Below are 24,353 nucleotides of genomic sequence, written 5' to 3' on the forward strand. Positions count from 1 at the left end.
CGATGAGCCGTCCCGACTGGCAACCCGATGAACTGGCCCTGCGCCGCCGCCGGTCGCGGCGCACGGCGCTGGTGGTGGGCGTGATCGCGGTGCTGATCTACGCCGGCTTCATCCTGTCCGGGGTGCTTGCGCATTGACCACGCCCGTGCCCCGGCCCGAACGCAATGCCGGCATCGTCCGGCTGCTCGGCGTGGCGCTGGGCGTGTTCGTGTTGACGTTCTCGCTGGTGCCGCTGTACCGCATCGCCTGCGAGAAGGTGTTCGGCGTCCGCCTCGAGCGCGGCGCCAGCCAGGCGGCCGCGTCCGGGGCCGCCACCGTCAAGCGCCTGGTGCGGGTGGAGTTCGATGGCGGCGTCAATTCCAAGCTGCCGTGGGCCTTCCATCCGGAAAAGCTGACCATGGACGTGGTGCCCGGCGAATTGAACGAGGCGCTGTATTTCGCCCGCAACGACAGCGACCACGCGCTGGTCGGCAGCGCCGTGCCCTCGGTGGCACCGGCGCGCGCGTCGGGCTATTTCAACAAGACCGAGTGTTTCTGCTTCACCGCGCAGACCCTGCAGGCCGGCGAGCAGCGCGAGATGCCGGTACGTTTCATCGTCGATCCGGACCTGCCCGCAGATGTCCGCACGATCACCCTGTCCTACACCTTCTTCAAGAACGACGCGCTGACGGCGCAGCTGGCACCGGCCTCGGCCGGCGGCTCGTCGCACGCGGCCCCCTGACCACGGATCCGGAAGCAAGCCATGGCCCATAACACGCCTGATGCCAACGTCTACTTCGTGCCGAGCCAGAGTCGCTGGCCCTTCGTCGGCTCGATTTCCATGCTGGTGCTGATGGTCGGAGTGGCCAGCTGGCTCAACGACGCCAGTTGGGGCCGCTGGACCTTCTTCGTGGGCCTGGCGATGCTGGTGTTCACCTTGTTCCTGTGGTTCGGCGATGTGATCCGCGAGTCGGTCGGCGGCAACTACAACCGCCAGGTCGATGGCTCGTTCCGCATGGGGATGGTCTGGTTCATCTTCTCGGAAGTGATGTTCTTCGCCGCCTTCTTCGGCGCGCTGTTCTACACCCGCGTCTACGGCCTGCCCTGGCTGGGCGGCGAAGGCCACGGGGTGGCGACCAACGAGATGCTGTGGGACGGCTATTCGGCGGCCTGGCCGAGCAATGGCCCGGGTGGCATCGGCGGCATGTTCCAGACCATCCCGGCGTGGGGCCTGCCGCTGCTCAACACGCTGATCCTGCTCAGCTCCGGCGCGACCCTGACCATCGCCCACCATGCGCTCAAGGCCGGCAACCGCAAGCAGCTGCTGATCTGGCTGGGCGCCACCGTGCTGCTGGGCTGCGTGTTCCTGTTCTTCCAGGTCGAGGAGTACATGCACGCCTACGGCGAGCTCAACCTGACCCTGGGCTCGGGCATCTATGGTTCCACCTTCTTCATGCTCACCGGCTTCCATGGCGCGCACGTGGCCCTGGGCACGATCATGCTGATCGTGATGTGGCTGCGTTCGGCCAAGGGCCACTTCACCCGCGACAACCACTTCGGCTTCGAGGCCGCGGCGTGGTACTGGCACTTCGTCGACGTGGTGTGGCTGATGCTGTTCCTGTTCGTCTACGTGCTGTAAGCGGCAAGACGCAGGGAGCGGGGCATCGGGACCGGGTCCCGGCGCACCGCTCCCTGGTTCACTTCATGGGCGCGCCCGGTGTCAGCCGCCGACGCCGTGCGGCTTGATCCAGCCGCTGTAGATGCCCAGGATCACCAGCAGGATCAGCACCACCGACAGCACGATGCGCCGGGTCAGGGCATTGACCGTGCGCTTGGTCTGGCCGCGGTCGATCATCAGGTAGTACAGCCCGGCGCCAAGATTCCAGACGATGACGATCAGGAACGCGATCACCAGCAGTGTCTTCAGCGAATCATTCATGCACGGCTCGAAATGTGGGAAGGCGTCGCTATCTCACCCGCTCGCGGCGCCGTTGTCATGACGCGACAGCACACGGGTCTGCTGGGCTGGTTGCTGGCGTTCGCGGTGGCCGCGCTGTTCAGTACGCTGGGCGCCTGGCAGTTGCAGCGCATGCACGAGAAGCAGGCACTGCTGGCGCAGGCGCCGCCGGACCGCAGCCATGGGCTGGCGCTGGCGCAGGCGATGCGTGCGCCGGCAACGCTGCACTGGGTGCATGACACGCTGGAGTTCCTGCCGGCCACGGTGCTGCTGGACAACCAGCTGCGCGACGGGCGTGCCGGGCTGAAGGTGTACCAGGCCGCGCGCGTGGACGCCGGCGTGGTGCTGGTCGATCTGGGCTGGCTGCCCTTGCCGGCCGACCGCCGGTTGCCGCGCATCGCGCCGTTGCAGGGGCGGATCGAGGTGCAGGGCCTGTGGGCACCGCCGCCGTCGCCGGGCCTGGCGCTGGGGCCGGCGCTGGCGGCCACCGCGCAGCCACGGGTGTGGCTGGCCACGCGCGTGGACACCGCGGCCATTGCCGCGCAGTTGCAGCTGCCGGCCGCCGCGCTGGCCGGCCAGGTGCTGCGGCTGGATCCGGCCTCGCCGCTGGGTTACACCCGCGACCTGGACCTGCTGCCCAACACCCTGCCGCCTTCGCGCCATCTGGGCTACGCGGTGCAGTGGTTCGCCATGGCGCTGGCGGTGCTGGTGATCGCCGGGGTGCTGCATGTCCGCCGCCGCCGCGGGCGCTGAACGCCAAGCCATGGGAAAATGCCGCACATGAATGCCCTGACCCCGGAACAACTCGTCATCCGCAAGCGCGGCCGCCGCGTGCTGCTGCTCATCTTCGCCATGTTCTTCGGGTCGATGGCGCTGGCAGGCATCCTGCGCTTCTCCGGCTGGATGCCGCAGGTGAACCGCAACCACGGGCAGCTGTTCGAGCCGGCGCTGGACCTGCGCCAGGAACAGCTGCGGCTGGCCGACGGCAGCGCTTATGAATGGAACCCGGCCGCCCGCCACTGGCGCATCGTGCTGGCGCCTGCGGCCGACTGCGCGCCGGCCTGCGTCACTTTGTCGCAGCAGCTGGACACCGTATGGCGACTGTTCGGCCACAACGCCGATAATGTCGAGATATTGTGGCTGGGCACGCCGCCGGAACAGGTGGTGGCCTCGCCGGCGCTGAAGGTGCTGCAGGCCTCGCCGGCGTTGCGCGCGAAACTGCCGGGGGTGGACGACCCCGCCGGCATCCCGGTTTACGTGATCGATCCCAACGGCTTCGTGGTCCTGCGTTATGCGCCCGGCTTCGACCCGGGCGGCCTGCGCACCGATCTTTCCAGGCTGTTGAAACTGAAGTGAGTTCCATCCGAATGAATGCCCCCGCGCGTCCGGCGCTGCACCGCAATTTCCACCGCCTGGCGTGGTTCGCCCTGATCATGACCGCGAGCACGATCATGTTCGGCTCGTTCGTGCGCCTGTCCGATGCCGGCCTCAGCTGCCCGGACTGGCCGACCTGCTATGGCCGCGTCACCTGGCCGCAGACGCAGGTGGAGGCCGCGCAGCACGTGGCCAGCGAGATCCGTCCGCTGGAAAGCCACAAGGCCTGGCGCGAACAGGTGCACCGTTTCCTGGCCGGCCTGCTGGGCCTGGAGGTGCTGACCCTGGCGTTGCTGGCCGCACGCCGTCACCGCCGGGGCGTGGCCCAGGTGGTCACCGCCTCGGTGCTGGTGGCGCTGGCCATCCCCCTGTACATGCGCGGTGAACATGTCGCTTCCAGCGTGCTGGCGATCGGCGGCGAGGCGATCCTGCTGCTGGCGGCGCTGCGCTGGTCCAACATCGACCTGTCGCGCGCGGCGATGCTGACCCTGGCGGTGGTGATCTTCCAGGCGCTGCTGGGCATGTGGACCGTGACCTGGCTGCTCAAGCCCATCGTGGTCATGGGCCACCTGCTCGGCGGGATGCTGCTGTTCGGCCTGCTGGTGTGGATGGCCTGGAGGGCCACGCACCTGCCGATCACCCTGGCGCAGGCCCCGCGCCTGCGCTGGTGGCTGCGCGTGGGGCTGGCGCTGCTGGTGCTGCAGATCGCGCTGGGCGGCTGGGTCAGCGCCAACTACGCCGCGCTGGCCTGCGGCGGCGGCAGTGCATCGCTGGACAACTTCCCGCGCTGCGTGAGCCAGTGGTGGCCGACGCAGAGCTACGGCGAGGGCTTCACCCTGTGGCGCGGCATCGGCGTGGACTACGAAGGCGGGGTGCTGGACGGCGCCTCGCGCATCGCCATCCAGATGGCGCACCGGATGATGGCCGTGGTCGTGGCGGTGTACCTGCTGGTGCTGTCGGTGCGCATGTTCCGCCTGCCGGGCATGCGCGGCTGGGCCAGCGCGCTGGGCGTGCTGGTGCTGCTGCAGGTCAGCCTGGGCGTGCTCAACGTCAAGCTCGCGCTGCCGCTGGCAGTGGCGGTGATGCACAACGGCGGCGCCGTGTGCCTGTTGTTCGTGCTGGTCTCGCTGCTGGCGCGGCTGCGTGCCCCGGAGTGAGCCGATGAGTACGACGTTGCGTGATTACTGGGACCTGACCAAGCCCAAGGTGGTGGCCCTGATCGTGTTCACCGCGCTGGTGGGCATGTTCCTGGCGATCCCGGGCTGGCCGACCGCCGCGCAGGCGACGACCGGCGCGGTGGCCTTCATCGGCATCTGGCTGTCGGCGGGAGCCGCCGCGGCGATCAACCAGCTGCTGGATGCGCGCATCGACGCGCAGATGGCCCGCACCTCGTGGCGGCCCCTGGTGGTGGGCAAGGTGACGCCGCGGCAGGTGCTGGTGTTCGCTGGCGCGCTGACCGCGCTGTCGATGACCATCCTGGTGCTGTGGGTGAACGTGATCACCGCGGTGCTGACGTTCGCGTCGTTGATCGGCTACGCGGTGGTCTACACCGTGTACCTGAAGCGGGCGACGTCGCAGAACATCGTGATCGGCGGCCTGGCCGGCGCGACCCCGCCACTGCTCGGCTGGGCGGCGGTGACCGGCATGCAGGGCGGCTCCGACTGGGCCTACGCCTCGCTGCTGGTGCTGATCATCTTCGTGTGGACGCCGCCGCATTTCTGGGCGCTGGCGATCTTCCGCCGCGCCGATTACGCCAAGGCCGCGGTACCGATGCTGCCGGTCACCCATGGCGTGGCGCACACCCGCCGGCAGATCCTGTTCTATTCGGTGGTGCTGGTGGTGGTGACCCTGCTGCCGGTGGCGCTGGGCATGAGCGGGGTGTTCTATCTCGGCGGCGCCACCGTGCTGAACCTGGTGTTCCTGTGGTACGCGTGGAAGATGCAGGACCCGCCGGACGAGATGTTCAACATGCAGATGTTCGGTTACTCGGTGGTCTACCTGATGGCGCTGTTCGCCTTCCTGCTGGTGGACCACTGGCTGCTGCCCTGGCTGTGAGGGCCGGGCCAGCGGCCTGCGCGGAGCGGTGACGGCAGGCGCCCGCCGCGTCCGCCACCGGGGCTCAGCGGGTGCCGGTTTCCGGCTTGCGCCGCGCGTAACGCTGCGCCACCACCGCGCAGACGATCAGCTGCAGCTGGTGGTAGATCATGATCGGCAGCACGATCGCGCCGAGGCTGCCGCCGGCGAACAGGACCTTGGCGATCGGCACGCCGGTGGCCAGGCTCTTCTTGGAGCCGCAGAACACGATGGGAATCTCGTCCTCGCGGCTGAATCCCAGCCGCCGCGCCAGCCAGGTGATGCCGGGCATGGCGATGGCCAGCAGCACCACGGCCACCCCCGCCGCGGCGAGCAGCGCGCCGACCGGGGTCTTGTGCCACAGGCCTTCCACCACCGATTCGCCGAACGCGCCATAGACCACCAGCAGTACCGTGCCCTGGTCGGTGTAGCGCAGCAGCGCGCGCCGCCGCTCCACCCAGCGCGCGATCCACGGCCGCAGCAGGTGGCCGGCGACGAACGGCACCAGCAGCTGCAGCATGATCGCGCCGACCGCGTGCAGCGGATCGGCCATGCCACCCTGGCTGCCGGCCAGCACGCCCATCAGCAGCGGGGTCAGGAACACGCCGAGGATGCTCGACAGCGAGGCCGCGCACACCGCCGCCGGGATGTTGCCGCCGGCCATCGAGGTGAAGGCGATGGAAGACTGCACCGTGGACGGCAGCGCGCACAGGAACAGCACGCCGACGTAGAGGTCGGGCGTCAGTGCCCACCCGGCGAGCGGCCGGAACGCCAGCCCCAGCAGCGGGAACAGCATGAACGTGCAGGCCAGAATGACCAGGTGCAGGCGCCAGTGCAGCATGCCGGCGACGATGGATTCGCGCGGCAGTCGCGCGCCATGCAGGAAGAACAGCGCGGCGATGGCCAGGTCGGTGAAGCGGTCCAGGCCGTGCGCGGCAGCGCCGGTCATCGGCAGCACGCTGGCCAGGGCCACGGTGGCGAGCAGGGCGAGGGTGAAGTTGTCCGGTCGCAGGCGCGACCACCAGCGGGTCATCGGCGGGAGTGTCCTTGTCGGCGTGGCGGCGGGCTCAAGGCTGCGCGGGGCGCTCCAGCGCCGCGCGCACGGCCGGTTCCAGCGAGGTCAGCCCGGCGTCGCGGCCGAACTGCAGGGCGTCGTCGACCGGCGCTCCCTGCACGCGCGCCCGTACCAGCGCCAGCAGTGCGCCGGCGCGGTTGCCCGAGGCGCAGTGCAGCAGGGTGGTGCCGGGGTCCTGCCTGAGCAGGCGGTCGAGCGTGCGCGCGTTGGCTTCGCTGATGCCGGCCGCGCCATCGATGGGCAGGCGCACGTAGCGCAGGCCCAGCGCCTCGGCGGCAGCGGCCTCGTCATAGCCGCGATCCTCGTGCGGCATGCGCAGGTCGATGACGGTGGTCACGCCCGAGCGCACGGCATCGCGCAGCTGCTGCGCGCTGGGCTGGCCGCTGGTGAACAGGTCCGGGCGCGGCTGCTTCAGCGCCTGCCCGGCGGCAGCGGTGGAGCCGGCGCAGGCCAGCAGCAGGAACAGCAGTTTCGGCAGGTGTGGGTGCATCGCTTTGCTCCGTCCGCGCTTCAGCGCATCGTCGCGCGTGCCTTGAGCAGCTCGCGCAGTTCGAACTTGTCGGTCTCGTCCAGACCCTGCTGGCGCTGCTTGGCCTGCAGTTCGTCCAGGCGTTGCTGCAGCAGCTGCTTCTCCAGCTGCACGATGGCGTCGTGCAGCTCCTGGGTCCAGCTGGCTTCGTCGCCGGGCAGGGCGACGGCCGCCAGCCGGTGCAGCGCGGCCTGTTCCTCGCGGCCGTCGAAGTGCTCCAGCAGCGCGCCGGTGCTGATGTCCGGGCGCTGCTGCACCAGCTCCAGCAGTTCCAGCAGCAGCTCGATGCCGGCCAGGCGCAGGCCGGCGATGGCATGGTGGCCCTCCAGGCTCAGCGCCAGCGAGGGCTGCTGCAGCAGGATGGCGATGGCCGCGCGCACCAGGCTGCGTTTCTGCACCGGCGCGACCGCCGCGCGGCGCATGGGCGCTGCCGCCGGCGCGCCTCCGGCAGCGGCGCGGCCGATCCCGGTCAGGCGCTGCAGTTCCTGCTTCATCAGGTCGCCGAAGGCACCATCGGGGATCTGCGCCAGCATCGGCCTGGCGCGTTCGGCCAGGCGCGCCTTGCCGTCGAGCGTGCCCAGGTTGATCTCGCGGGTGAGTTCGTCGAAGAAGAACTGCGACAGCGGCGTAGCCTGCTTCAGGCGCGCGTCGAAGGCCTCGGCGCCTTCCTTGCGGACGATGGTGTCCGGGTCCTCGCCGTCGGGCAGGAACAGGAAGAACGCCTGGCGCCCGTCCTTCATCCGCGGCAGCACCGATTCCAGCGCGCGCCATGCCGCGCGGCGGCCGGCGGCGTCGCCATCGAAGCAGAAGTACACGTCCGGCGCATTGCGGAACAGCAGCTCGGCATGGTCGGGCGTGGTCGCGGTACCCAGGGTCGCCACCGCCTGGGTGACGCCGAACTGGAACAGGCTGACCACGTCCATGTAGCCCTCGACCACGATCAGCCGCTCGATCTTCTGGTTGGCCTGGCGCACCTGCCACAACCCGTACAGCTCGCGGCCCTTGTGGAACAGCGCGGTCTCGGGCGAGTTGAGGTACTTGGGGCCGTCGTCCTTCTGCATGACCCGGCCGCCGAAGGCGATGACCCGGCCACGGCGGTCGAAGATCGGGAACATCACCCGGTCGCGGAACTTGTCGTAGACATGGCCGCGGTCGTTCTTGGAGAACAGGCCGACGCGGTCGAGCAGCTTCATCCGCCGCTCGTCCTTGCCCAGCGCGTCCTTCAGCGCGCTGTAGCCGTCCGGCGCATAGCCGATGGAAAAGCGTGCGCGGGTATCGGCGTCCACACCGCGGCCGTCGAGGTAGGCCAGCGCCTTGTCGCTGCCCTCCAGCTGCTTCTGGAAGAAGCGCGCGGCGGCGTCGAGCGCGGAGTACTGGTCGCGGCTGTCATCCTGCTGCTGCGGGCTGCGCGGGTTGGCGTCGCGCGGTACCTCCATGCCGGCACGCTTGGCCAGTTCCTCCACCGCGTCGAGGAACTCGAGGCGGTCGTAGTTCATCAGGAAGCTGATCGCGGTGCCGTGCGCGCCGCAGCCGAAGCAGTGGTAGAACTGCTTGGTCGGCGAGACGGTGAACGAAGCCGAACGCTCGTCGTGGAACGGGCAGCGCGCCGCGTATTCCTTGCCCTGGCGCTTGAGCGGCACGCGCGAGCCGACCACTTCGACGATGTCGGAGCGGGCGAGCAGGTCGTCGATGAACGCGTCGGGGATTCGGGCCATGCGAGGGAGTGGAGCACCGCTGCGGGCGGTACATGGCGAAGGTGTGCGGCAAGTGTACTAGAGGCCCGGCCCCGGAACGGCGGTGGCCGCGCGCCGATGCGCGCGTTCGTCGATGACCGCGGTGACCAGGGCGCCGGCGAAGAACACCACGCTGGCGTAGTACACCCAGACCAGCATGATCACCAGCGTGCCCATCGAGCCGTAGGCGCTGCCGGGCGCGGCATTGGCGATGTACAGGCCGATGCCGTAGCGGCCCAGGGTGAACAGCACGGCGGTGATGGCGCCGCCGCCGAAGGCCTGGCGCCAGGCGACCGGCCGGTCGGGCAGGTAGTGGTAGAGGAAGGCGAAGCCCAGGGTGTAGAGCAGCAGGGTGGAGACGTAGCCCACTGCCGGCAGCAGCGAGGGCAGGTGCGCGAACACCACCTGCAGCGCGGTGGTGGCGACCATCGACACGATCAGCAGGAACCCCAGGGCCAGCACCACCCCGGCCGAGAAGATGCGCTTCTTCAGCCAGCCGAGCGCGCCGTCGAAGCGCTGCAGGTCGGCGCGGAAGATGCGGTTCAGGGCGGCCTGCAGCTGGGCGAACACGACGGTGGCACCGATGAACAGCAGCAACAGGCTCCACGCGCCGGCCAGCGAGCCCAGGTCGGGCTGGGCGGTGGCGTTGGCGATCACGGTGTCGGCGACTTCGGCCACGCTGTGGCCGGCCAGGTCGCCGATCTGGCCGACCAGCGCCTGCTGCGCGGGCGGATAGAGCGAGGCGGTCAGCCACAGCAGCAGCACCAGCAGCGGTGCCAGCGAGAGCAGGGTGTAGAACGCCAGCGATGCCGCCTGGGTCATCACGTCCGCTTCGGTGAAGCGGCGGACCAGGGCGGCCGGCAGGCTCTGCTGCAACCGCTCCAGGCGGTGCGTCATGTCCGGTGACAGGGGCGCCATGCCGCGCAGGATGGCATACCCGGCCGCGTAGCCGCCGTGATGGACGACGGCGCGCCGGCCCGCCGGTGGCGGCACCGGCGGGGCGGATGCGCCGGGCTCAGCCGGCCAGGGCCTGCTTGACCAGCTTCGACACCAGGCCCATGTCGGCCTGGCCGGCCAGCAGCGGCTTGAGCACGCCCATCAGCTTGCCGATGTCGGCCGCGCTGCTGGCGCCGGTTTCGGTGATCGCGGCATTGATCGCGGCCAGGATCTCGGCCTCGCCCAGCTTGGCCGGCAGGTAGCGCTCGATCACCACGATCTCGTCGCGCTCGACCTTGGCCAGGTCCTCGCGGTTGGCCGCCTCGTACTGGGTCACCGAGTCCTTGCGCTGCTTGACCATCTTGTCCAGCACCGCGATCACCGCGGCGTCGTCCAGTTCGATGCGCTCGTCCACTTCCTTCTGCTTGATCGCCGCGTTGATCAGGCGGATCACGCCGAGGGAGTGCTTGTCGCCGCCCTTCATGGCGGCCTTCATGTCGTCGGTCAGTTGCTGTTTCAGGCTCATGGATCACCTCTTGCGGGATCGGAATGCGGGGGTGCGCACGGGGCGCGGGAACGCAAAAAGCCGGCTACGCTCGCGCGTGCCGGCTTCCACTCCGGTCACGGAAGGCCGAGGCCCCCGTTCAGGAGTTGCGTCCGATCAGTACAGGCGCTGACGCTTGGTGACGTCGCGCGAGGAACGACGCAGCTGGCGCTTCACGGCAGCAGCAGCCTTGCGCTTGCGTTCCTGGGTCGGCTTTTCGTAGAACTCGCGCTTGCGGGTCTCGGCCAGCACGCCGGCCTTTTCGCAGGTGCGCTTGAAGCGGCGGAGCGCAAACTCGAAAGGTTCGTTCTCGCGGACTTTGACGCTGGGCATGGAATCTCCGGGACACAGTGAGACCGGGTCACGCCCGGTGAGCCGCGCATTATATCGGCTTTGAATCCGGGCGCAAGTGGGCTGGCAGGCCGGGATCGTGGCGGCCGGCCCATGGTCGACGCCGTGGGCCATGGCGCGCGCTGCCGCAGCGGGCCCCGGGCGGTTCGTAAACACGCGGCCGGAGGTTCACAATACCGGCATGAAAGTCCTTGGCATCGAATCCTCCTGCGACGAAACCGGCGTGGCGGTGTACGACACCGCGCTGACGGGCGTCGACGCCCTGCGCGCCCATGCGGTCTACAGCCAGATCGCGCTGCATGCCGAATACGGCGGCGTGGTGCCGGAGCTGGCCAGTCGCGACCATGTGCGCAAGACCCTGCCGCTGATCCGGCAGACCCTGGACGAGGCCGGCATCGCCGTCTCCGAGCTCGATGGCGTGGCCTACACCGCCGGCCCCGGGCTGGTCGGCGCGCTGCTGGTCGGCGCCGGGGTGGCGCGTTCGCTGGCGTGGGCGCTGGACGTGCCGGCCATCGGCGTGCACCACATGGAAGGCCACCTGCTGGCGCCGTTGATGGAAGACGACCCGCCGGCGCCGCCGTTCGTGGCGCTGCTGGTCTCCGGCGGGCACACCCAACTGGTGGCGGTGGACGCCATCGGCAGCTACCGCCTGCTCGGCGAAACCCTGGACGACGCCGCCGGCGAGGCCTTCGACAAGACCGCCAAGCTGATGGGCCTGCCGTACCCGGGCGGGCCGCAGCTGGCGCGGCTGGCCGAGGCCGGCACGCCGGGCCGGTTCAGGTTCGCGCGGCCGATGACCGACCGGCCGGGGCTGGATTTCAGTTTCTCCGGGCTCAAGACCCAGGTGCTGCTGGCCTGGCGCGACAGCGACCAGGGCGAACAGACCCGCGCCGACATCGCGCGTGGTTTCGAGGACGCGGTGGTCGATACGCTGGCGATCAAGTGCGAGCGCGCGCTGGATGCGGCCGGCTGCGATGTACTGGTGGTGGCCGGCGGGGTCGGGGCCAACAAGCGGCTGCGGGCCCGGTTGCAGGATGCCGCGCAGCGCCGCGGCGGCCGCGTGTGCTTCCCGCGCCCGGCGCTGTGCACCGACAACGGCGCGATGATCGCCTTCGCCGGCGCGCTGCGCCTGCAGGCCGGCCAGCACAGCCCGGCCGAGGTGAAGGTGGTGCCGCGCTGGGACATGGCCACGCTGCCGCCGGTGTAGCCGCGCACCCGGGCGCGTGGGTCCTGGCAGTCCCGTGTAACGGCAGGCTCAGCGGCGGCTCGTTACCATGTCCGTTCATTCACCGCGACGAACGCAATGGACAAGGTATTCATCGAGGGGCTGGAGATCGAAGCCCTGATCGGCATCTACGACTGGGAGCGGCGCATCCGCCAGACCCTGGTGTTCGACCTGGAGATGGGGTTCGACAACCGCAGGCCGGCGGCGACCGACGACATTGCCGACACCCTCAATTACAAGGCGGTCAGCCGGCGCCTGCAGGAATACGTGGGTGGATCCGATTTCGGCCTGGTGGAAACCCTGGCCGAGCGCTGCGCGGCCATCGTGCTGGACGAATTCGACGTGCGCTGGCTGCGGCTGAAGCTGAGCAAGCCGGGCGCGGTGCGCGGCGCGCGCGCGGTGGGCGTGATCATCGAGCGCGAACGGGGCTGAGGGCATTGCCGGCGTCCGGCCGGTAACCGCCCGCGACGAAATACACGGAAACACACAGGAGACGACGGATGGTGGATGCGGTGGTGGCGGTACGGTGGCTCGAGCAGTTGCAGGACACACTGGAACCCTATCCCGGGGCCTACCTGGCCTTGATGATCCTGGCACTGCTGGTGGCCGCGGGCCTGGCCAACTGGGTCACCAAGCGCATCCTGCTGCGCGGCCTGCGCCGGCTGCTCAGTCGCCTGCCCGGCGCCCAGACCGGGCGCGGCAGCCACCTGATGCGGGTGATCGCGCGGCTTTCCAACGTGGTGCCCAGCCAGGTCATCGCCGCCGGCATCAAGGTGGTGCCGGACCTGCCGCCCGGGGTGGTGACGTTCGTGGTCGGCGCCTGCCAGGCCTGGGCGGTGCTGACCGTGGCGCTGGCGGTGTCGCATGCGCTGGATGCGGCCAACGACCTCTACGAGCGGCGCCCGGACGCACGCAACAAGCCGATCAAGGGCTACCTGCAGGTCGCCAGGATCGTGATCTTCGTGATCGCCGGCCTGTCCATCGTCGCCACCCTGGCCGGCGTGGACCTGCGCTACCTGGTCACCGGCCTGGGCGCGGCCACCGCGGTGCTGATGCTGATCTTCCAGGACACCATCCTGTCGCTGGTGGCCAGCGTGCAGATCAGCGGCGATGGCCGCGTGCGCATCGGCGACTGGATCGAGATGCCGAGCCAGAACGCCGACGGCGACGTGATCGACATCGCCCTGCACACGGTGACGGTGCAGAACTTCGACAAGACCATCACCACCATACCGACCAAGAAGCTGGTCACCGATTCGTTCAAGAACTGGCGCGGCATGGAGGAGGCGGGCGGGCGCCGGATCAAGCGCGCGCTGTACCTGGACCAGCACAGCGTGCATTTCCTGGACACGGCGGCACTGGCGCGGCTGGAGCGGTTTGGCCTGCTCGACGACTACCTGGCCGGCAAGCGCGCCGAACTGGAGCGCTGGAACACGCAGGTGGCGCAGGCGCACCCGGAAGAGGTCAATGCGCGCCGGCTGACCAACCTGGGTACCTTCCGCGCCTACATCGAGCGCTACCTGCGCAGCCATCCGGGCATCCACCAGGGCATGACCCTGCTGGTGCGGCAGCTGGCGCCGGGGCCGCAGGGCCTGCCGCTGGAGATCTACTGCTTCACCGTCAGCACCGCGTGGGGCGAGTACGAGGCGATCCAGTCCGACGTGTTCGACCACCTGCTGGCGATCCTGCCCGAGTTCGGCCTGCGCGTGTTCCAGGAATCCAGCGACGCCATGCTCATGGCGATGCGCGAGGGCGCGGGCCGGGGCTAGCTACGGCGGGGCCTGCGGCGCATCGCGGGCTTCACGGCGACAAGGCTAGAATCCGCGCTCTGAAAGCGTTTCCACAAGGACCGCCACTGGTGGCAGACCGCATCGAATCCCTGATCGCCCGCATGACCCTGGAAGAAAAGGTGGGCCAGCTGGGCGTGTTCGCCGACATGGTCCGCCCGTTCGCACCGGACGTGAATCCCGAAACCAACGTGCGCAACGCCGGGCAGGTGCTCGAGCAGGTGCGTGCCGGCCGCGTCGGCTGCCTGTTCAACGGCGTCGGCGCCGTGCAGGGCCGCGAGATCCAGCGCGTGGCGGTCGAGGAGAGCCGGCTGGGGATCCCGGTGGCGCTGGCCGCGGACGTGATCCACGGCATGCGCACGGTGTTCCCGATCCCGCTGGGCGAGGCGGCCAGTTTCGAACCGGCGCTGGCCGAGCGCACCGCGCGCGCCACCGCCGTGGAGGCCACCGCCGCCGGCATCCACTGGACCTACGCGCCGGCGGTGGACATCGCCCGCGACCAGCGCTGGGGCCGCGGCGCGGAATCGGCCGGCGAGGACGTGGTGCTGGGCTGCGCCTTCGCCGCCGCACGCGTACGCGGCTTCCAGGGCCCGGACCTGGCCGCGGCCGATTCGCTGCTGGCCACGCCCAAGCACTTCGCCGGGTATGGCGCGGTCGCCGCCGGCATGGAGTACGCCCAGGTGGATATCGCGCCGCAGACCCTGCACGACGTGCACCTGCCGCCGTTCAGGGCGGCGCTGGCAGCCGGTGCGCGCGCGCTGATGAGCGCGTTCAACGACATCAACGGCGTGCCGGCCAGCGCCAACCGCTGGCTGCTGACCGACCTGCTGCGCGGGCAATGGGGGTTCGACGGCGTGGTGGTATCGGACTACACCGCCGACATGGAGCTGATCGCCCACGGCTACGCCGCCGACGAAACCGATGCCACGGCCAAGGCGTTCCTGGCCGGGCTCGACCTGAGCATGCAGAGCGGCTTCTACGCCGCGCACCTGCCGGGGCTGGTCGAAAGCGGCCAGGTGCCGATGGCGGCGCTGGACGCGTCGGTGCGGCGCATCCTGCGCCTGAAGGACGCCATTGGCCTGTTCGACGACCCCTACCGGTCGCTGGACCCGGCGCGCGAGGCCGACACTTCGCACATCGCCGCGCACGATGCGCTGGCCCGCGACGCGGCGCGGCGTTCGATCGTGCTGCTGAAGAACGACGGTGCGCTGCTGCCGTTGCGCAGGGCCGGACAGAAGATCGCGCTGATCGGGCCGTTCGCCCGGGACCGCGACAACATCGAAGGGTGCTGGACCCTGTTCGGCGACAAGACGCGCTACGTGACGCTGGAAGCCGGCATGCGCGCGGCACTGGCCGACCAGGCGCTGCTGGAGGTGGTGCCAGGCTGCGCGCTGGAAGACGCGGTCGAAGGCGGCATCGAGGCGGCGGTCGCCGCGGCACGCCGCGCCGACGTGGTGGTGCTGGCGCTGGGCGAGCCGCAGCGCTACAGCGGCGAGGCGCAGTCGCGGGTGGAGATCGTGGTGCCGGCGGTACAGCAGGCCCTGGCCGAGGCGGTCGCCGCCACCGGTACGCCGGTCGTGGTGCTGCTGCGCAACGGCCGCGCGCTGGCGCTGCATGGCGCGGTGCGCGATGCGCAGGCCATCGCGGTGACCTGGTTCCTCGGTACCCAGACCGGTCATGCGGTGGCCGACGTGCTGTTCGGCGACTACAGCCCGTCGGGCCGCCTGCCGGTGAGCTTCCCGCAGCACTCCGGGCAGCAGCCGTATTTCTACAACCACCCGCGCACGGGCCGCCCGGAGCTGCCCGGCATGTCCGAGTTCAAGGCGCGCTGGCGCGAGATCCCCAACGCGCCGCTGTACGCCTTCGGCCACGGCCTGGGCTACGCCACGTTCGCCTACGGCGCGCCGCGCCTGAGCACGCCGCAGCTGGACTGGGATGGCGAACTGGTCGTCACCACCACGGTCACCAACACCGGCACGGTGTCCGCCGAGGAAGTGGTGCAGCTGTACGTGCACGACCGCGTCGCCAGCCGCGTGCGCCCGGTGCGCGAGCTCAAGGCATTCGCGAAGATCGCGCTGGCGCCCGGCCAGGCCAGGGACGTGGTGTTCCGGCTCGACCGCGGGCAACTGGCCTTCACCAACAGCGAAGGCGTGTTCACCGCCGAGCCCGGCCTGTTCGACCTGTGGGTGTGCGCGTCGTCGGCCGATGGCGAACCGATGCGCTTCGAACTGCTGGCGCCCTGACTGCCTGCCCCGACCCGCCTGCCGGGCCGGGATGACGCCCTGCATCTTGAAGCAGGCAGCGGGCGTGCGATGCTGTCGCCGCGCCCACGGAGACCCGCCATGCCTGCACCGATGCCCACCTACCTGCCGTGGCTGATGACTGCCGGTTTCGGCTGGATGTACTACCGCCGGCTCCGCCGCCACTTCGGCTGGCAGCCCTGGCAGCCGCGTCGCACCCTGGCGCGCATCGTGATCCTGGCGCTGGTGGCGGCGATGCTCGGGCTGGCGGCGGCCTTCGTGCCGCACGTGGCCGCCGGCATGTCCGTGGGCGCGCTGGCCGGCATCGCGTTGGGATGGTTTGGGTTGAAACACACGCGCTTTGACGCGCGCGAAGGCCGGCGCGGCTATACGCCCAATCCGTGGATCGGCGGCGCCCTGTCGCTGCTGCTGGTCGCGCGCCTGGCCTGGCGCTGGCAGGACGGCGCCTTCAGCCAGGGCATGGCGCCCGGCGCCGCCAACGCCAGCCCGCTGACCCTGGGCCTGGCTGCCGCCCTGGTCTGCTACGGCCTGACGCAGGCCATCGGCCTGCACCTGAGCCTGCGCTACAAACCGTAGCGTGCGGCCCGCTGCGCGAGGGGCGTCAACGGCACGCCCTCCCGCGTACGACAGCGGCGGCTACGTGCGCGGCGTCAGCTTGAGCAGGCGTGCGTTGCTGCCGTCCTCCAGCAGCCACAGCGCGCCATCGGGGCCCTGCGTCACCGCGCGGATGCGCGCGCCCATGTCGAAGCGTTCGGCCTCGCGCGCGTTGTCGCCGTCGAAGGCGATGCGCACCAGCGACTGCGACGAGAGCCCGCCGATGAAGCCATTGCCGCGCCACTGCGGGAACTGCGCACCGTCGTAGATGATCAGGCTGGACGGGGAAATGACCGGCGTCCAGCTGATCTTCGGCGCGACGAACTCCGGCCGGGTGTGGTGGTCGGGGATGTCGCGGCCGTCGTAATGGTCGCCGTTGGAGACCAGCGGGTAGCCGTAGTTGCCGCCGCGCTGGATCAGGTTCAACTCGTCGCCGCCCTTCGGTCCCATCTCGTTTTCCCACAGCCGCCCGCGCGCGTCGAAGGCCAGCCCGAGGATGTTGCGGTGGCCGAGCGACCACACCTGGTTGGCCGGCGAACCCTGCGCGGCGAATGGGTTGTCGGCGGGCACGCTGCCGTCGTCGTTGAGGCGGATGATCTTGCCGAGGTTGCCGCCCATGTCCTGCGCGGGGTCGAACTTCTGCCGTTCGCTGGAGCTGATCCACAGCTTGCCGTCGGGCCCGAACAGCAGGCGGTGGCCATAGTGGCCGTTGCCGCTGACTTTCGGGGTCTGCCGCCAGATCACCTGCGCATCGGCCAGGCGGCCGCCGCCCTGGGCGTCGAGCACCAGCCGCGCGCGCGCCACCGCGGCACCGCGGGTGTCGTTCTCGCCGGGCTCGGCATAGCTGTAATAGACCAGCCCGTTGCGGGCGAACTGCGGGTGCAGGGCGACATCGCCGAAACCGCCCTGGCCGGCATGCGCCACCTGGGGTACCCCGGCGATGGCGTGGCGGCGGCCGTTGGCCGGATCGAGATGCACCAGCCTGCCTGCCTTCTCGGTGACCAGCAGGCTGCGGTCGGGCAGGAACGCCATTGCCCACGGGCTGTCGAAGCGGGCGACCTCGGCGGCGGCGAACGGCCACTGCGCCGGCTTGACCGCCGCCTGCGCGGCCGGATCCGCGGCGCAGGCGGTGGTGAACAGGACGGGCGTCAGCGCAAGGGCCAGGCTGAGCAGCAGGGGGCGGGGCATGGCGAACTCCAGGGCGGAAAGCGGTGGAACCGCACACCTTATGCGAAGCCGGCGCGCGAGGCACGCCGGTCCGCGCGGCCGCGGCGTCAGGCGTCGTCGGCCGGTGCCATGCGCTTGGCGACGATCGAGGTGGCGGTCATGTCGCCGGTGGTGTTGCCGATGGTGCAGAACACATCGGGGATCGTATCGACCGCCAGCAGCACGCCCAGCGGTTCCACCGGCAGCCCCATGCTCTGCGTGACCGGCATGTTGTTGGTCATGAAGTTGGCCTGGCCCGGCAGGCCGGTGGAGCCCATGCTGATCGCCGCGGCCAGCAGCACTGCCACCGCGTACTGCGAGAAGGTGATGTCGATGCCGTACAGCCAGGCGATGAAGCTGGCCACGGCGATGTACTGCGCGGGGCTGGTCACCCGGAACAGCGAGACCGCCATCGGCAGCACCAGCGAGGTCAGCGCGGTGGGGTAGCCCAGCCGGTTGCGCGCGCTGTCGATCATCGCCGGCAGCGAGGCCAGCGACGACTGCGTGCTGCCGGCGATGACCTGCACCGGCACCAGCGCGGCGGCGAAGCGGCGCAGGCCCTCGCGCGCGGCCAGCACCGCCACCACGTACAGCAGCAGGGTGATCAGGATGTAGACCACGCACATCAACAGGATGTAATAGCCGAGGATGCCGAGCACGCTCATGCCGACCTCGGCGCAGACCACCAGCACCAGCGCGAACACGCCCAGCGGCGCGGCCCACAGCACCCAGCGCACGATGGTGATCATGGTGTCGCCGACGATCTTGATGATTTCCAGGATGCGGTCGCGGCGTTCGCTGTCCTGCCGGCTCAGCGCGAAGCCGAAGAACATCGCGAACACCACCAGCGGCAGCATCGCGTTGGCCGATGCCACCGCCAGCACGTTGCTGGGAATCAGCGAGGACAGCCACTGCGCGGCGGTCGGCGCCTTGGCCAGTGTTTCCGGTGCGTGCAGCGCGGCGCGGAAGGTCTGCATGGTCGCGCTGTCATGCGGTACCAGGCCCAGCAGCGCCGGCGTGACCACCGCCGAGAAGCTCGCCGCGGCGACCAGCAGCACGATGAACACCAGGATCGCGTTGCGTGCGGTACGCCCGGATGCGGCGGCGTTGCTGGCGGTATTGACGCCGACGATCACCAGCGCGGTGACCAGCGGCACCACCGTCATCTGCAGTGCATTGAGCCACAGCCGGCCGATCGGCCGGGCGAACTCGGCGACCTGCAGCGCGAGCGCCGGATCGTGATGGGTGAGCGTCAGCCCGACCACCGCGCCGACCAGCAGCGAGATCAGCACTTTGACGGGAGCGGAGAGCCGGAAACGTCGGGTCGTTGTGGTCATGGATGGCCGGGTTGCGGAAGGAGGGGAACAGGGCAGGGGGCGAGCCCGTGCCACGAGCGAGGCGCGACTGCCGGGCGCGCCTCATGCATCAGGGCGATGCCTGACGCGACCGGTTCGCCCATCCATGGCGTGGCAGGTACCGCCTGCCGCGGGAATACGGAAGCGCCCGGGCGTGGCGCCGGTCAATGACCGGCATCGGCCGCAGGCGCAGGCAGGCCCCAGTGCTGCTGCAGGCGCCGGTACTCGGCTTCGGGCAACAGCACGAACAGCGGATGCGCCGCCGGATCCAGCCAGCCGAGCAGGGCGGACATGCGCTCGGGTTCCATCGCGGTGCAGCCGGCCGTCGCCTCGCCGCTCTGTCGCCACAGGTGGGCGAAGATGCAGCTGCCGCGGCCGGGCTCGGCCCTGGGGTTGTGCTCGATCACGAAGCCTTCGCGATAGCGGCGGTCGCCCTGGTTGTGCAGGTCCAGCCGCATCGGTTCGGTGGACCCCTCCACCGCCTCGCTGCCCACCACCTCGGCGTCGACGATGCGGTTGTACAGCGGCGAATCCGGCACATCCATGCAATAGCTGCTTGCCAGCATCGGCTGGTACGGCAGTGCGCTGTCCACGCGCGGAGCGTAGCCGAAGGCCTCGCCGATACCGAACACGCCGGCCGGGCTGCGACCGTCGCCCTCGCGTTTCTGCGGGCCGTCCGGCTGCGCCGGATGCAGGCCCAGGCCCCATGCGCTGCCGTTGCGGCCGAGCGCCACTTCGAATCCGGCGCCATGCGGCTTCCAGCCCTGCGCGGTGCGCTCGTAGGCCTGCAGGCGGCCTGCCGGGGTGTCCCACGACGGCGTGGTCACCACTACCAGCTGGCGCGCATCGTGCACCGGCGCGGCGGGCGTCGCGGCGGCGGCGCCGGCCACCCCCATCGCGGCAAGCGACGGCAACAGGCAGCGGGCGAGGGAACGGAACAGGAATGACATGGCGACGGCTCCGGCAATCAGTTGTCGATCAACTGCTGGATGCGCTCCTGGTTCAACGCCAGCTGGCGCTGGCGGTCGGAGTTGGCATGGCACAGCAGCACGAACACGAAATCCAGCAGGTACTGCAACGAGCAACGGTACAGCAGTTGCGCCACCGGCGGCTGCGGGTCGTGCGCGCAGATCGCCAGCGAGGCATCGGCATGGGCGCGCAGCGGGTTGGCGGTGTGGCGGGTGATCGACACGACCTTGCCGCCCATCTCCTGGAACTGGCGCGAGAGCTGCCACAGCTGCGGCAGCTTGCCGAATTCGGAGAACACCAGCAGCACGTCGCCAGGGCGCGCGGCCGACAGGTTGGCGGTCATCAGGATCGGATCGGCATGCTGCACGGTGAGGATGCCCAGCAGCGCCAGGCGCATGGCGAATTCGCGGGCGTACAGGCCATCGTCGCCCAGTCCGTAGACGAATACCTTGGGGGCGGCGTCGATCAGCGCGATCACCGCTTCCACCTCTTCCTGCGGATTGGCGACGCGGGTCTCCTCCTCGGCCGCGGCCTTGCTGCGGCGCAGCCCCTCGGCCACCTGCAGGTAGCCGTGCGGGTCGTTCTCCGGCGGCCATTCGGCGACGTCGCCATTGCCGTTGCTGGCCAGTGCCACCGCCGCACCGACCGAGTACTTCAGATCCGGGTAGCCCTTGAACCCGAGCTTCTGGCTGAACTTGACCACGCTCGACTGGCTGATGCCCAGGGCATTGGCCAGCTGCTGCGAAGAGTAGTCGCGCAGCAGGTGCGCGTTGTCGAGGATGAAGTCGGCGATGCGCCGTTCGATCGCCGACATCTGTTCGCGTTCGGAGCGGATTTTTACCAGGGGTGGCATGGGCGGGCCGTTGGCTGCGATGGGGTGACTCTAAAAGGATTTTGCGGAGGCGGTAAGGCTTGGAATCCAACCGGGACGTTACGTTGGCAAGGCAGCCGGGGGAAGATCGGCTGTTGCTCTTGTAGTTGCATGTGCTTTTGACTTCCCGGGTTCCCTTCCGCAGCGACGGAGCCGACGGATAAGACCCCGTAGGGGCGACGTGCAGGGATGCACGTCGTTTTTCGACGAGACAGGGATGTCTCGTCGAAAAATCCCGGCGGCGGAGTGGACCCGGCGCGCGCAGCGCGTCGGGCGCGGAGGCAGGGCGTGCTTTCTTTTGGCTAGCTTTTCTTTGCACGAGCAAAGAAAAGTAGCTCGCTCCTGCGAAGCAGCGGCGAAAGCTGTGCTTTCAAGCTTCTGCCTTGGTTGTTGTTTCTTCCCGGAGCAACGACCCAGGCAGCGGCAGAAGCAAAGGCTTTCGCTCCCCTCCGGGGCGCGAGTTACTTCTCTTTGCTCGTGCAAAGAGAAGTAACCAAGAGAAAGCACGGGCCGGGACGCGATCCGTCGGGCTGCGCCCGCCGGTCCCCTGCGCGCCTCGCGTGCCAAGGGGACGGCGCACAACTCGCTTCGCTCAGACACGTGCGCCTCTTCGCCCCTCGGCCCGCTGTGGTGCTCGGCCCGCTCTACGGCCGGGGAAGTCAAAAGCCGAAGAGCAAACTCACGGGCAACGGCAACGGCAACGGCAACGGCAACGGCAGAAGCAACGGCAGAAGCAACGGCAGAAGCGACGGCAGAAGCGACGGCAGAAGCGACGGCAGAAGCGACGGCAGAAGCATTCCCCACTGCTTCCTGCGATGCGGCCCACCCGGGAGGGAGTGCGACAGCAACAAGGTCGGTTGCCGTCGCCATGCCGGTCATGCCTTCAGCATCTCCAGCCCGCGCACCTCGGTGATGCCCAGTCCCGGCGCATCGGTGATGCTGATCTCCGACTCATTGAAGATCACCCCGCCGGTGACCGGGTTGAACAGGCTCAGCGATGGCCCGTCCAGGTCCACCTTGGTGATCGCGCCGGACTTGGCCACCGCCAGGTGCACCGCCGCGGCCACGCTGATGCTGGACTCGAGCATGCAGCCGATCATGCAGGGAATGCCGTACAGCGAGGCGATGTCGGCGACCTTGATGGCGTTGGAAATGCCACCGGTCTTCATCAGCTTGATGTTGATGATGTCGGCCGCGCGCTGGTGGATCAGGTCGAACACCTGGTGCGGGCCGAATACGCTCTCGTCGGCCATCACCGGGGTGTTGACCCGCTCGGTGACGTACTTCATGCCGTCGATGTCGGCGGCCTTGACCGGCTGTTCCAGCAGCTCCAGCACCACGCCGGCGTTCTCCAGCGCGCTCATGGCATAGACCGCCTGCTTGGCGGTCCAGCCCTGGTTGGCGTCAAGCCGCAGCAGCGCCCGGCCCTCGACCGCGGCGTGGATCGCCTTGACCCGCTCGATGTCCAGGCCGATGTCCTTGCCGACCTTGATCTTCAGCGACTCGAAGCCGCGCTCGATCGCCGACAGCGAGTCGGCCACCATCTTGTCGATGTAGTCCACGCTGATGGTGATGTCGGTGGTGATCACCGGGTCGCCGCCGCCGAGCATCTGGTACAGCGGCGCGCCGTGCAGCTGCGCCCACAGGTCGTAGATGGCGATCTCCACCGCGGCCTTGGCGCTGGTGTTGCGCTCAAGCGAGGACTGCACCAGCCCGCAGATGCGGTTGAGGTTGGCGATGTCCTCGCCGATCAGGCGTGGCTTGATGAAGTTGTTGATGGCCTCGATGATCGAGCCATGGGTATCGCCGGTGATCACCGCGGTGGCCGGCGCCTCGCCGTAGCCGGTGTGGCCGGTATCGGTACGCACCAGCACCACGATGTCCTCGACCGATTCGACGGTGCGCAGCGCGGTCTTGAACGGGGTTTTCAGGGGCACGCGCAGCATGCCCAGTTCGATATCGGTGATCTTCATTTGGTGGTATGCGAGCGGATGCGCTGGATGTTGGTGATGCGGTCGACGTAGCTGGCGGTGTCGCTGGCCATCATCGGCTGCAGCGGCGTTACCGAGACGCCATTGAGGTGGGCCTGGACCCGCTTGCCATCGGCACCGAACCAGCTGCCGCCGGAGGTATCGTGGATCATCCAGGCCATGCCGTCGGCATGGCCGATGGTCATCATCACATGCCCGGGGATGTAGACCAGGTCGCCGACCTGCAGTGCGTCCACCGCGGCATCGCGCCGCGCCTTGCCGTCCGTTTCGCCGAAGGCGATGCGGTCCAGCGCCGGACTCACCGCCTGCGCGCTGGTGTTGCGCGGCAGCAGCACGCCGAAGCTGCGGTAGACCTCGGAGACGAAGCCGCTGCAGTCGCGGGTGTCGTAGGAATGGCCCCAGCCGTAACGCTCGCCCAGGAACTTGAAGGCCTGGGTGAGCAGGTTGCGCGGGGTCAGCGCCAGGTAGTCGTCGCTGCTGTCCTGCGAGCGCGGCAGCAGCGCCGGGGCGAAGCCCAGGCGACCCTGGTCATCGCGTACCGGCAGCTGGATGACGTGGGCGGCATGGCCCTGCTGGCCGTTGACCGGCTGCTGTGCGGGCCAGTCGGCCAGCACCGGCACGCGCACGCCCATGTCCAGCTGCAGGCGCGAGACGCGGGGTTCTTCCGGCGTATAGGTGGTGGTGGCGGTGGCGCCGGTGATCACCCGGTACGGGCCGCTGGCGCCGTAACCGAACACCTGGGCCGCGTCGCCGATGCCGACGAAGCGCTTTTCCACCCATGCCACGTAGCGCTCGCTGGCGACGAACAGCCACTGGCCGTCGGCGCTTTCATGCAGCACCGCCACGGCATCGCCGGGGAACAGCGCCGATTCCTGGAAGCGGTCGATGTCGGTGTCGCCGCTGCTGGAGAACACGCGCAGGCCGGTGGGGAAGGCGCGCAGCGCGGCGCGGTGCACGATCAGGCCGTACTGCGGCGGGCGCGTGCCGGCGATGCGGTCCATGGCCAGGTTGTCGCTGATGGCGCGCAGCTGCGCGGCGTCGACCGGCTTGCCCTGCACGTCGTACAGCGTGCGGGTCGGGGGACGCGAAATCGCCTCGATCTGCGCGCGCACGAAGTCGCGCGGCAGGGTCGCCGGCAGGGCGCGCAGGTCATGGATGGACGCATCCAGCTGGCGCATGCGCGCGTTCTGCGCGGCAATGCCGGCGCGGTCGAGGATCACCCGGTCCGGATCGGACACCTGTGCGATCCAGTGCGCAGCCGAGAGGTAATCCTCGCGCAGGCCGATGACGCCGGCATGGTCCTGTGGCGACGCGGTGGCCGCGCCGAGCGCGAAGGCCGGTGCCGCACACAACGGCGCGGCGATCAGCAGGGACCAGCAGGCCCAGGCGAGGCGCCGCGGGTGGGGACGGACGGGGATGGCGGACATGGGGACTCCCTCGGGGTGCATTGGAATACTTATTCCTTTCTTCCTTGAAATCAAGAATAAATTATTGACCCATTGTCGCACGCGTGTTACACAACCGTTATCCCGCGTACCCGTGG

The 24,353-nt window shown here is 69.4% G+C and carries 26 protein-coding genes; 12 read left to right on the top strand and 14 right to left on the bottom strand.

What is annotated here, in order from left to right:
• Positions 1–2 precede the first annotated feature (2 nt).
• The 3 genes from F0P95_RS17655 to F0P95_RS04905 are packed head-to-tail and all read left to right on the top strand — an operon-like array spanning position 3 to position 1,618.
• Complete coding sequence (locus tag F0P95_RS17655) at positions 3–137, top strand: hypothetical protein (protein WP_256363883.1); 135 nt, start codon at positions 3–5, stop codon at positions 135–137.
• Positions 134–721 carry a cytochrome c oxidase assembly protein gene (locus F0P95_RS04900; RefSeq protein WP_182335902.1) on the top strand — a complete coding sequence of 196 codons (588 nt, stop codon included), beginning with the start codon at positions 134–136 and terminating at the stop codon, positions 719–721. The genes F0P95_RS17655 and F0P95_RS04900 overlap by 4 nt, the downstream gene beginning before the upstream one ends.
• Before the next feature lie 21 nt (positions 722–742).
• The gene (locus tag F0P95_RS04905; protein ID WP_182335903.1) at positions 743–1,618 is read left to right on the top strand and encodes a cytochrome c oxidase subunit 3; all 876 of its coding nucleotides are present in this window, start codon (positions 743–745) and stop codon (positions 1,616–1,618) included.
• Between the two features lie 81 nt (positions 1,619–1,699).
• Here the strand turns inward: F0P95_RS04905 and F0P95_RS04910 are convergent, their stop codons facing one another.
• Positions 1,700–1,918 (bottom strand): twin transmembrane helix small protein, encoded by a 219-nt coding sequence (locus F0P95_RS04910; protein ID WP_054661382.1) that lies wholly within the window; start codon positions 1,916–1,918, stop codon positions 1,700–1,702.
• 57 nt (positions 1,919–1,975) lie between these two features.
• Here F0P95_RS04910 and F0P95_RS04915 point away from each other — a divergent pair, with 57 nt between their 5' ends.
• The 4 genes from F0P95_RS04915 to cyoE are packed head-to-tail and all read left to right on the top strand — an operon-like array spanning position 1,976 to position 5,365.
• Positions 1,976–2,689, top strand: coding sequence for an SURF1 family protein (locus F0P95_RS04915; protein WP_182335904.1), 714 nt, complete (start codon positions 1,976–1,978; stop codon positions 2,687–2,689).
• A 27-nt stretch (positions 2,690–2,716) separates the two neighbouring features.
• Complete coding sequence (locus tag F0P95_RS04920; protein WP_054661388.1) at positions 2,717–3,292, top strand: hypothetical protein; 576 nt, start codon at positions 2,717–2,719, stop codon at positions 3,290–3,292.
• An 11-nt stretch (positions 3,293–3,303) separates the two neighbouring features.
• Positions 3,304–4,467, top strand: a complete 1,164-nt coding sequence (locus F0P95_RS04925) for a COX15/CtaA family protein (RefSeq protein ID WP_182335905.1) — start codon at positions 3,304–3,306, stop codon at positions 4,465–4,467.
• 4 nt (positions 4,468–4,471) lie between these two features.
• Entirely contained in the window at positions 4,472–5,365 is an 894-nt protein-coding gene (cyoE, locus tag F0P95_RS04930; RefSeq protein WP_182335906.1) for a heme o synthase, read from the top strand.
• A 64-nt stretch (positions 5,366–5,429) separates the two neighbouring features.
• On the opposite strand, the gene F0P95_RS04935 is transcribed toward cyoE, so the two are convergent.
• The 6 genes from F0P95_RS04935 to rpsU all read right to left on the bottom strand — a co-directional run bounded on the left by F0P95_RS04935 (position 5,430) and on the right by rpsU (position 10,533).
• Complete coding sequence (locus F0P95_RS04935; protein WP_182335907.1) at positions 5,430–6,416, bottom strand: bile acid:sodium symporter family protein; 987 nt, start codon at positions 6,414–6,416, stop codon at positions 5,430–5,432.
• Positions 6,417–6,450: 34 nt separating this feature from the next.
• Complete coding sequence (locus F0P95_RS04940; RefSeq protein ID WP_182335908.1) at positions 6,451–6,948, bottom strand: protein tyrosine phosphatase family protein; 498 nt, start codon at positions 6,946–6,948, stop codon at positions 6,451–6,453.
• 20 nt (positions 6,949–6,968) lie between these two features.
• Positions 6,969–8,702 carry a DNA primase gene (gene dnaG, locus F0P95_RS04945; RefSeq protein WP_182335909.1) on the bottom strand — a complete coding sequence of 578 codons (1,734 nt, stop codon included), beginning with the start codon at positions 8,700–8,702 and terminating at the stop codon, positions 6,969–6,971.
• 57 nt (positions 8,703–8,759) lie between these two features.
• On the bottom strand, positions 8,760–9,638 hold the full coding sequence (locus F0P95_RS04950; RefSeq protein WP_182335910.1) for a YihY/virulence factor BrkB family protein: 879 nt from the start codon (positions 9,636–9,638) through the stop codon (positions 8,760–8,762).
• Positions 9,639–9,735: 97 nt separating this feature from the next.
• Positions 9,736–10,182, bottom strand: a complete 447-nt coding sequence (locus tag F0P95_RS04955; protein ID WP_056931559.1) for a GatB/YqeY domain-containing protein — start codon at positions 10,180–10,182, stop codon at positions 9,736–9,738.
• Positions 10,183–10,317: 135 nt separating this feature from the next.
• Positions 10,318–10,533, bottom strand: a complete 216-nt coding sequence (gene rpsU, locus F0P95_RS04960) for a 30S ribosomal protein S21 (protein WP_002808376.1) — start codon at positions 10,531–10,533, stop codon at positions 10,318–10,320.
• 199 nt (positions 10,534–10,732) lie between these two features.
• On the opposite strand from rpsU, the gene tsaD reads away from it, so the two are divergent.
• From tsaD to F0P95_RS04985, 5 genes are all read left to right on the top strand, one after another.
• Entirely contained in the window at positions 10,733–11,758 is a 1,026-nt protein-coding gene (gene tsaD / locus F0P95_RS04965; protein WP_056931558.1) for a tRNA (adenosine(37)-N6)-threonylcarbamoyltransferase complex transferase subunit TsaD, read from the top strand.
• Between the two features lie 96 nt (positions 11,759–11,854).
• The gene (gene folB, locus F0P95_RS04970; RefSeq protein ID WP_054661414.1) at positions 11,855–12,208 is read left to right on the top strand and encodes a dihydroneopterin aldolase; all 354 of its coding nucleotides are present in this window, start codon (positions 11,855–11,857) and stop codon (positions 12,206–12,208) included.
• A 68-nt stretch (positions 12,209–12,276) separates the two neighbouring features.
• On the top strand, positions 12,277–13,545 hold the full coding sequence (locus tag F0P95_RS04975) for a mechanosensitive ion channel family protein (protein ID WP_182335911.1): 1,269 nt from the start codon (positions 12,277–12,279) through the stop codon (positions 13,543–13,545).
• 86 nt (positions 13,546–13,631) lie between these two features.
• Positions 13,632–15,806: a glycoside hydrolase family 3 N-terminal domain-containing protein gene (locus tag F0P95_RS04980; RefSeq protein WP_182336783.1), complete on the top strand. Its 2,175-nt coding sequence runs from the start codon at positions 13,632–13,634 to the stop codon at positions 15,804–15,806.
• Positions 15,807–15,905: 99 nt separating this feature from the next.
• Complete coding sequence (locus tag F0P95_RS04985; protein WP_182335912.1) at positions 15,906–16,400, top strand: CcdC protein domain-containing protein; 495 nt, start codon at positions 15,906–15,908, stop codon at positions 16,398–16,400.
• 60 nt (positions 16,401–16,460) lie between these two features.
• Here the strand turns inward: F0P95_RS04985 and F0P95_RS04990 are convergent, their stop codons facing one another.
• The 7 genes from F0P95_RS04990 to F0P95_RS05020 all read right to left on the bottom strand — a co-directional run bounded on the left by F0P95_RS04990 (position 16,461) and on the right by F0P95_RS05020 (position 24,237).
• Complete coding sequence (locus F0P95_RS04990) at positions 16,461–17,606, bottom strand: PQQ-dependent sugar dehydrogenase (RefSeq protein WP_182335913.1); 1,146 nt, start codon at positions 17,604–17,606, stop codon at positions 16,461–16,463.
• 86 nt (positions 17,607–17,692) lie between these two features.
• Positions 17,693–18,961 carry a dicarboxylate/amino acid:cation symporter gene (locus F0P95_RS04995; protein ID WP_182335914.1) on the bottom strand — a complete coding sequence of 423 codons (1,269 nt, stop codon included), beginning with the start codon at positions 18,959–18,961 and terminating at the stop codon, positions 17,693–17,695.
• Positions 18,962–19,143: 182 nt separating this feature from the next.
• Positions 19,144–19,875: a L,D-transpeptidase family protein gene (locus F0P95_RS05000; RefSeq protein ID WP_182336785.1), complete on the bottom strand. Its 732-nt coding sequence runs from the start codon at positions 19,873–19,875 to the stop codon at positions 19,144–19,146.
• 71 nt (positions 19,876–19,946) lie between these two features.
• Positions 19,947–20,801: a MurR/RpiR family transcriptional regulator gene (locus tag F0P95_RS05005; protein ID WP_054661432.1), complete on the bottom strand. Its 855-nt coding sequence runs from the start codon at positions 20,799–20,801 to the stop codon at positions 19,947–19,949.
• Positions 20,802–21,478: 677 nt separating this feature from the next.
• Complete coding sequence (locus tag F0P95_RS05010) at positions 21,479–21,616, bottom strand: hypothetical protein (RefSeq protein ID WP_182335915.1); 138 nt, start codon at positions 21,614–21,616, stop codon at positions 21,479–21,481.
• 78 nt (positions 21,617–21,694) lie between these two features.
• Positions 21,695–22,792 carry a dipeptide epimerase gene (locus F0P95_RS05015; protein WP_054661435.1) on the bottom strand — a complete coding sequence of 366 codons (1,098 nt, stop codon included), beginning with the start codon at positions 22,790–22,792 and terminating at the stop codon, positions 21,695–21,697.
• Positions 22,789–24,237, bottom strand: a complete 1,449-nt coding sequence (locus tag F0P95_RS05020) for a C40 family peptidase (RefSeq protein WP_182335916.1) — start codon at positions 24,235–24,237, stop codon at positions 22,789–22,791. Before F0P95_RS05020 ends, F0P95_RS05015 begins: the two co-directional genes overlap by 4 nt.
• Positions 24,238–24,353: the final 116 nt, after the last annotated feature.

The sequence above is a fragment of the Stenotrophomonas acidaminiphila genome, from assembly GCF_014109845.1.
Lineage (GTDB): Bacteria > Pseudomonadota > Gammaproteobacteria > Xanthomonadales > Xanthomonadaceae > Stenotrophomonas > Stenotrophomonas acidaminiphila.

Bases quoted from the DNA above. Each gene is read 5' to 3' on its own strand.
- F0P95_RS17655 (WP_256363883.1), top strand. From the start codon at position 3: ATGAGCCGTCCCGACTGGCAACCCGATGAACTGGCCCTGCGCCGCCGC.
- F0P95_RS04905 (WP_182335903.1), top strand. From the start codon at position 743: ATGGCCCATAACACGCCTGATGCCAACGTCTACTTCGTGCCGAGCCAG.
- F0P95_RS04910 (WP_054661382.1), bottom strand. From the start codon at position 1,918: ATGAATGATTCGCTGAAGACACTGCTGGTGATCGCGTTCCTGATCGTC.
- F0P95_RS04915 (WP_182335904.1), top strand. From the start codon at position 1,976: ATGACGCGACAGCACACGGGTCTGCTGGGCTGGTTGCTGGCGTTCGCG.
- F0P95_RS04920 (WP_054661388.1), top strand. From the start codon at position 2,717: ATGAATGCCCTGACCCCGGAACAACTCGTCATCCGCAAGCGCGGCCGC.
- F0P95_RS04925 (WP_182335905.1), top strand. From the start codon at position 3,304: ATGAATGCCCCCGCGCGTCCGGCGCTGCACCGCAATTTCCACCGCCTG.
- cyoE (WP_182335906.1), top strand. From the start codon at position 4,472: ATGAGTACGACGTTGCGTGATTACTGGGACCTGACCAAGCCCAAGGTG.
- F0P95_RS04935 (WP_182335907.1), bottom strand. From the start codon at position 6,416: ATGACCCGCTGGTGGTCGCGCCTGCGACCGGACAACTTCACCCTCGCC.
- F0P95_RS04940 (WP_182335908.1), bottom strand. From the start codon at position 6,948: ATGCACCCACACCTGCCGAAACTGCTGTTCCTGCTGCTGGCCTGCGCC.
- dnaG (WP_182335909.1), bottom strand. From the start codon at position 8,702: ATGGCCCGAATCCCCGACGCGTTCATCGACGACCTGCTCGCCCGCTCC.
- F0P95_RS04950 (WP_182335910.1), bottom strand. From the start codon at position 9,638: ATGGCGCCCCTGTCACCGGACATGACGCACCGCCTGGAGCGGTTGCAG.
- F0P95_RS04955 (WP_056931559.1), bottom strand. From the start codon at position 10,182: ATGAGCCTGAAACAGCAACTGACCGACGACATGAAGGCCGCCATGAAG.
- rpsU (WP_002808376.1), bottom strand. From the start codon at position 10,533: ATGCCCAGCGTCAAAGTCCGCGAGAACGAACCTTTCGAGTTTGCGCTC.
- tsaD (WP_056931558.1), top strand. From the start codon at position 10,733: ATGAAAGTCCTTGGCATCGAATCCTCCTGCGACGAAACCGGCGTGGCG.
- folB (WP_054661414.1), top strand. From the start codon at position 11,855: ATGGACAAGGTATTCATCGAGGGGCTGGAGATCGAAGCCCTGATCGGC.
- F0P95_RS04975 (WP_182335911.1), top strand. From the start codon at position 12,277: ATGGTGGATGCGGTGGTGGCGGTACGGTGGCTCGAGCAGTTGCAGGAC.
- F0P95_RS04985 (WP_182335912.1), top strand. From the start codon at position 15,906: ATGCCTGCACCGATGCCCACCTACCTGCCGTGGCTGATGACTGCCGGT.
- F0P95_RS04990 (WP_182335913.1), bottom strand. From the start codon at position 17,606: ATGCCCCGCCCCCTGCTGCTCAGCCTGGCCCTTGCGCTGACGCCCGTC.
- F0P95_RS04995 (WP_182335914.1), bottom strand. From the start codon at position 18,961: ATGACCACAACGACCCGACGTTTCCGGCTCTCCGCTCCCGTCAAAGTG.
- F0P95_RS05000 (WP_182336785.1), bottom strand. From the start codon at position 19,875: ATGGGGGTGGCCGGCGCCGCCGCCGCGACGCCCGCCGCGCCGGTGCAC.
- F0P95_RS05005 (WP_054661432.1), bottom strand. From the start codon at position 20,801: ATGCCACCCCTGGTAAAAATCCGCTCCGAACGCGAACAGATGTCGGCG.
- F0P95_RS05010 (WP_182335915.1), bottom strand. From the start codon at position 21,616: ATGCTTCTGCCGTCGCTTCTGCCGTCGCTTCTGCCGTCGCTTCTGCCG.
- F0P95_RS05015 (WP_054661435.1), bottom strand. From the start codon at position 22,792: ATGAAGATCACCGATATCGAACTGGGCATGCTGCGCGTGCCCCTGAAA.
- F0P95_RS05020 (WP_182335916.1), bottom strand. From the start codon at position 24,237: ATGTCCGCCATCCCCGTCCGTCCCCACCCGCGGCGCCTCGCCTGGGCC.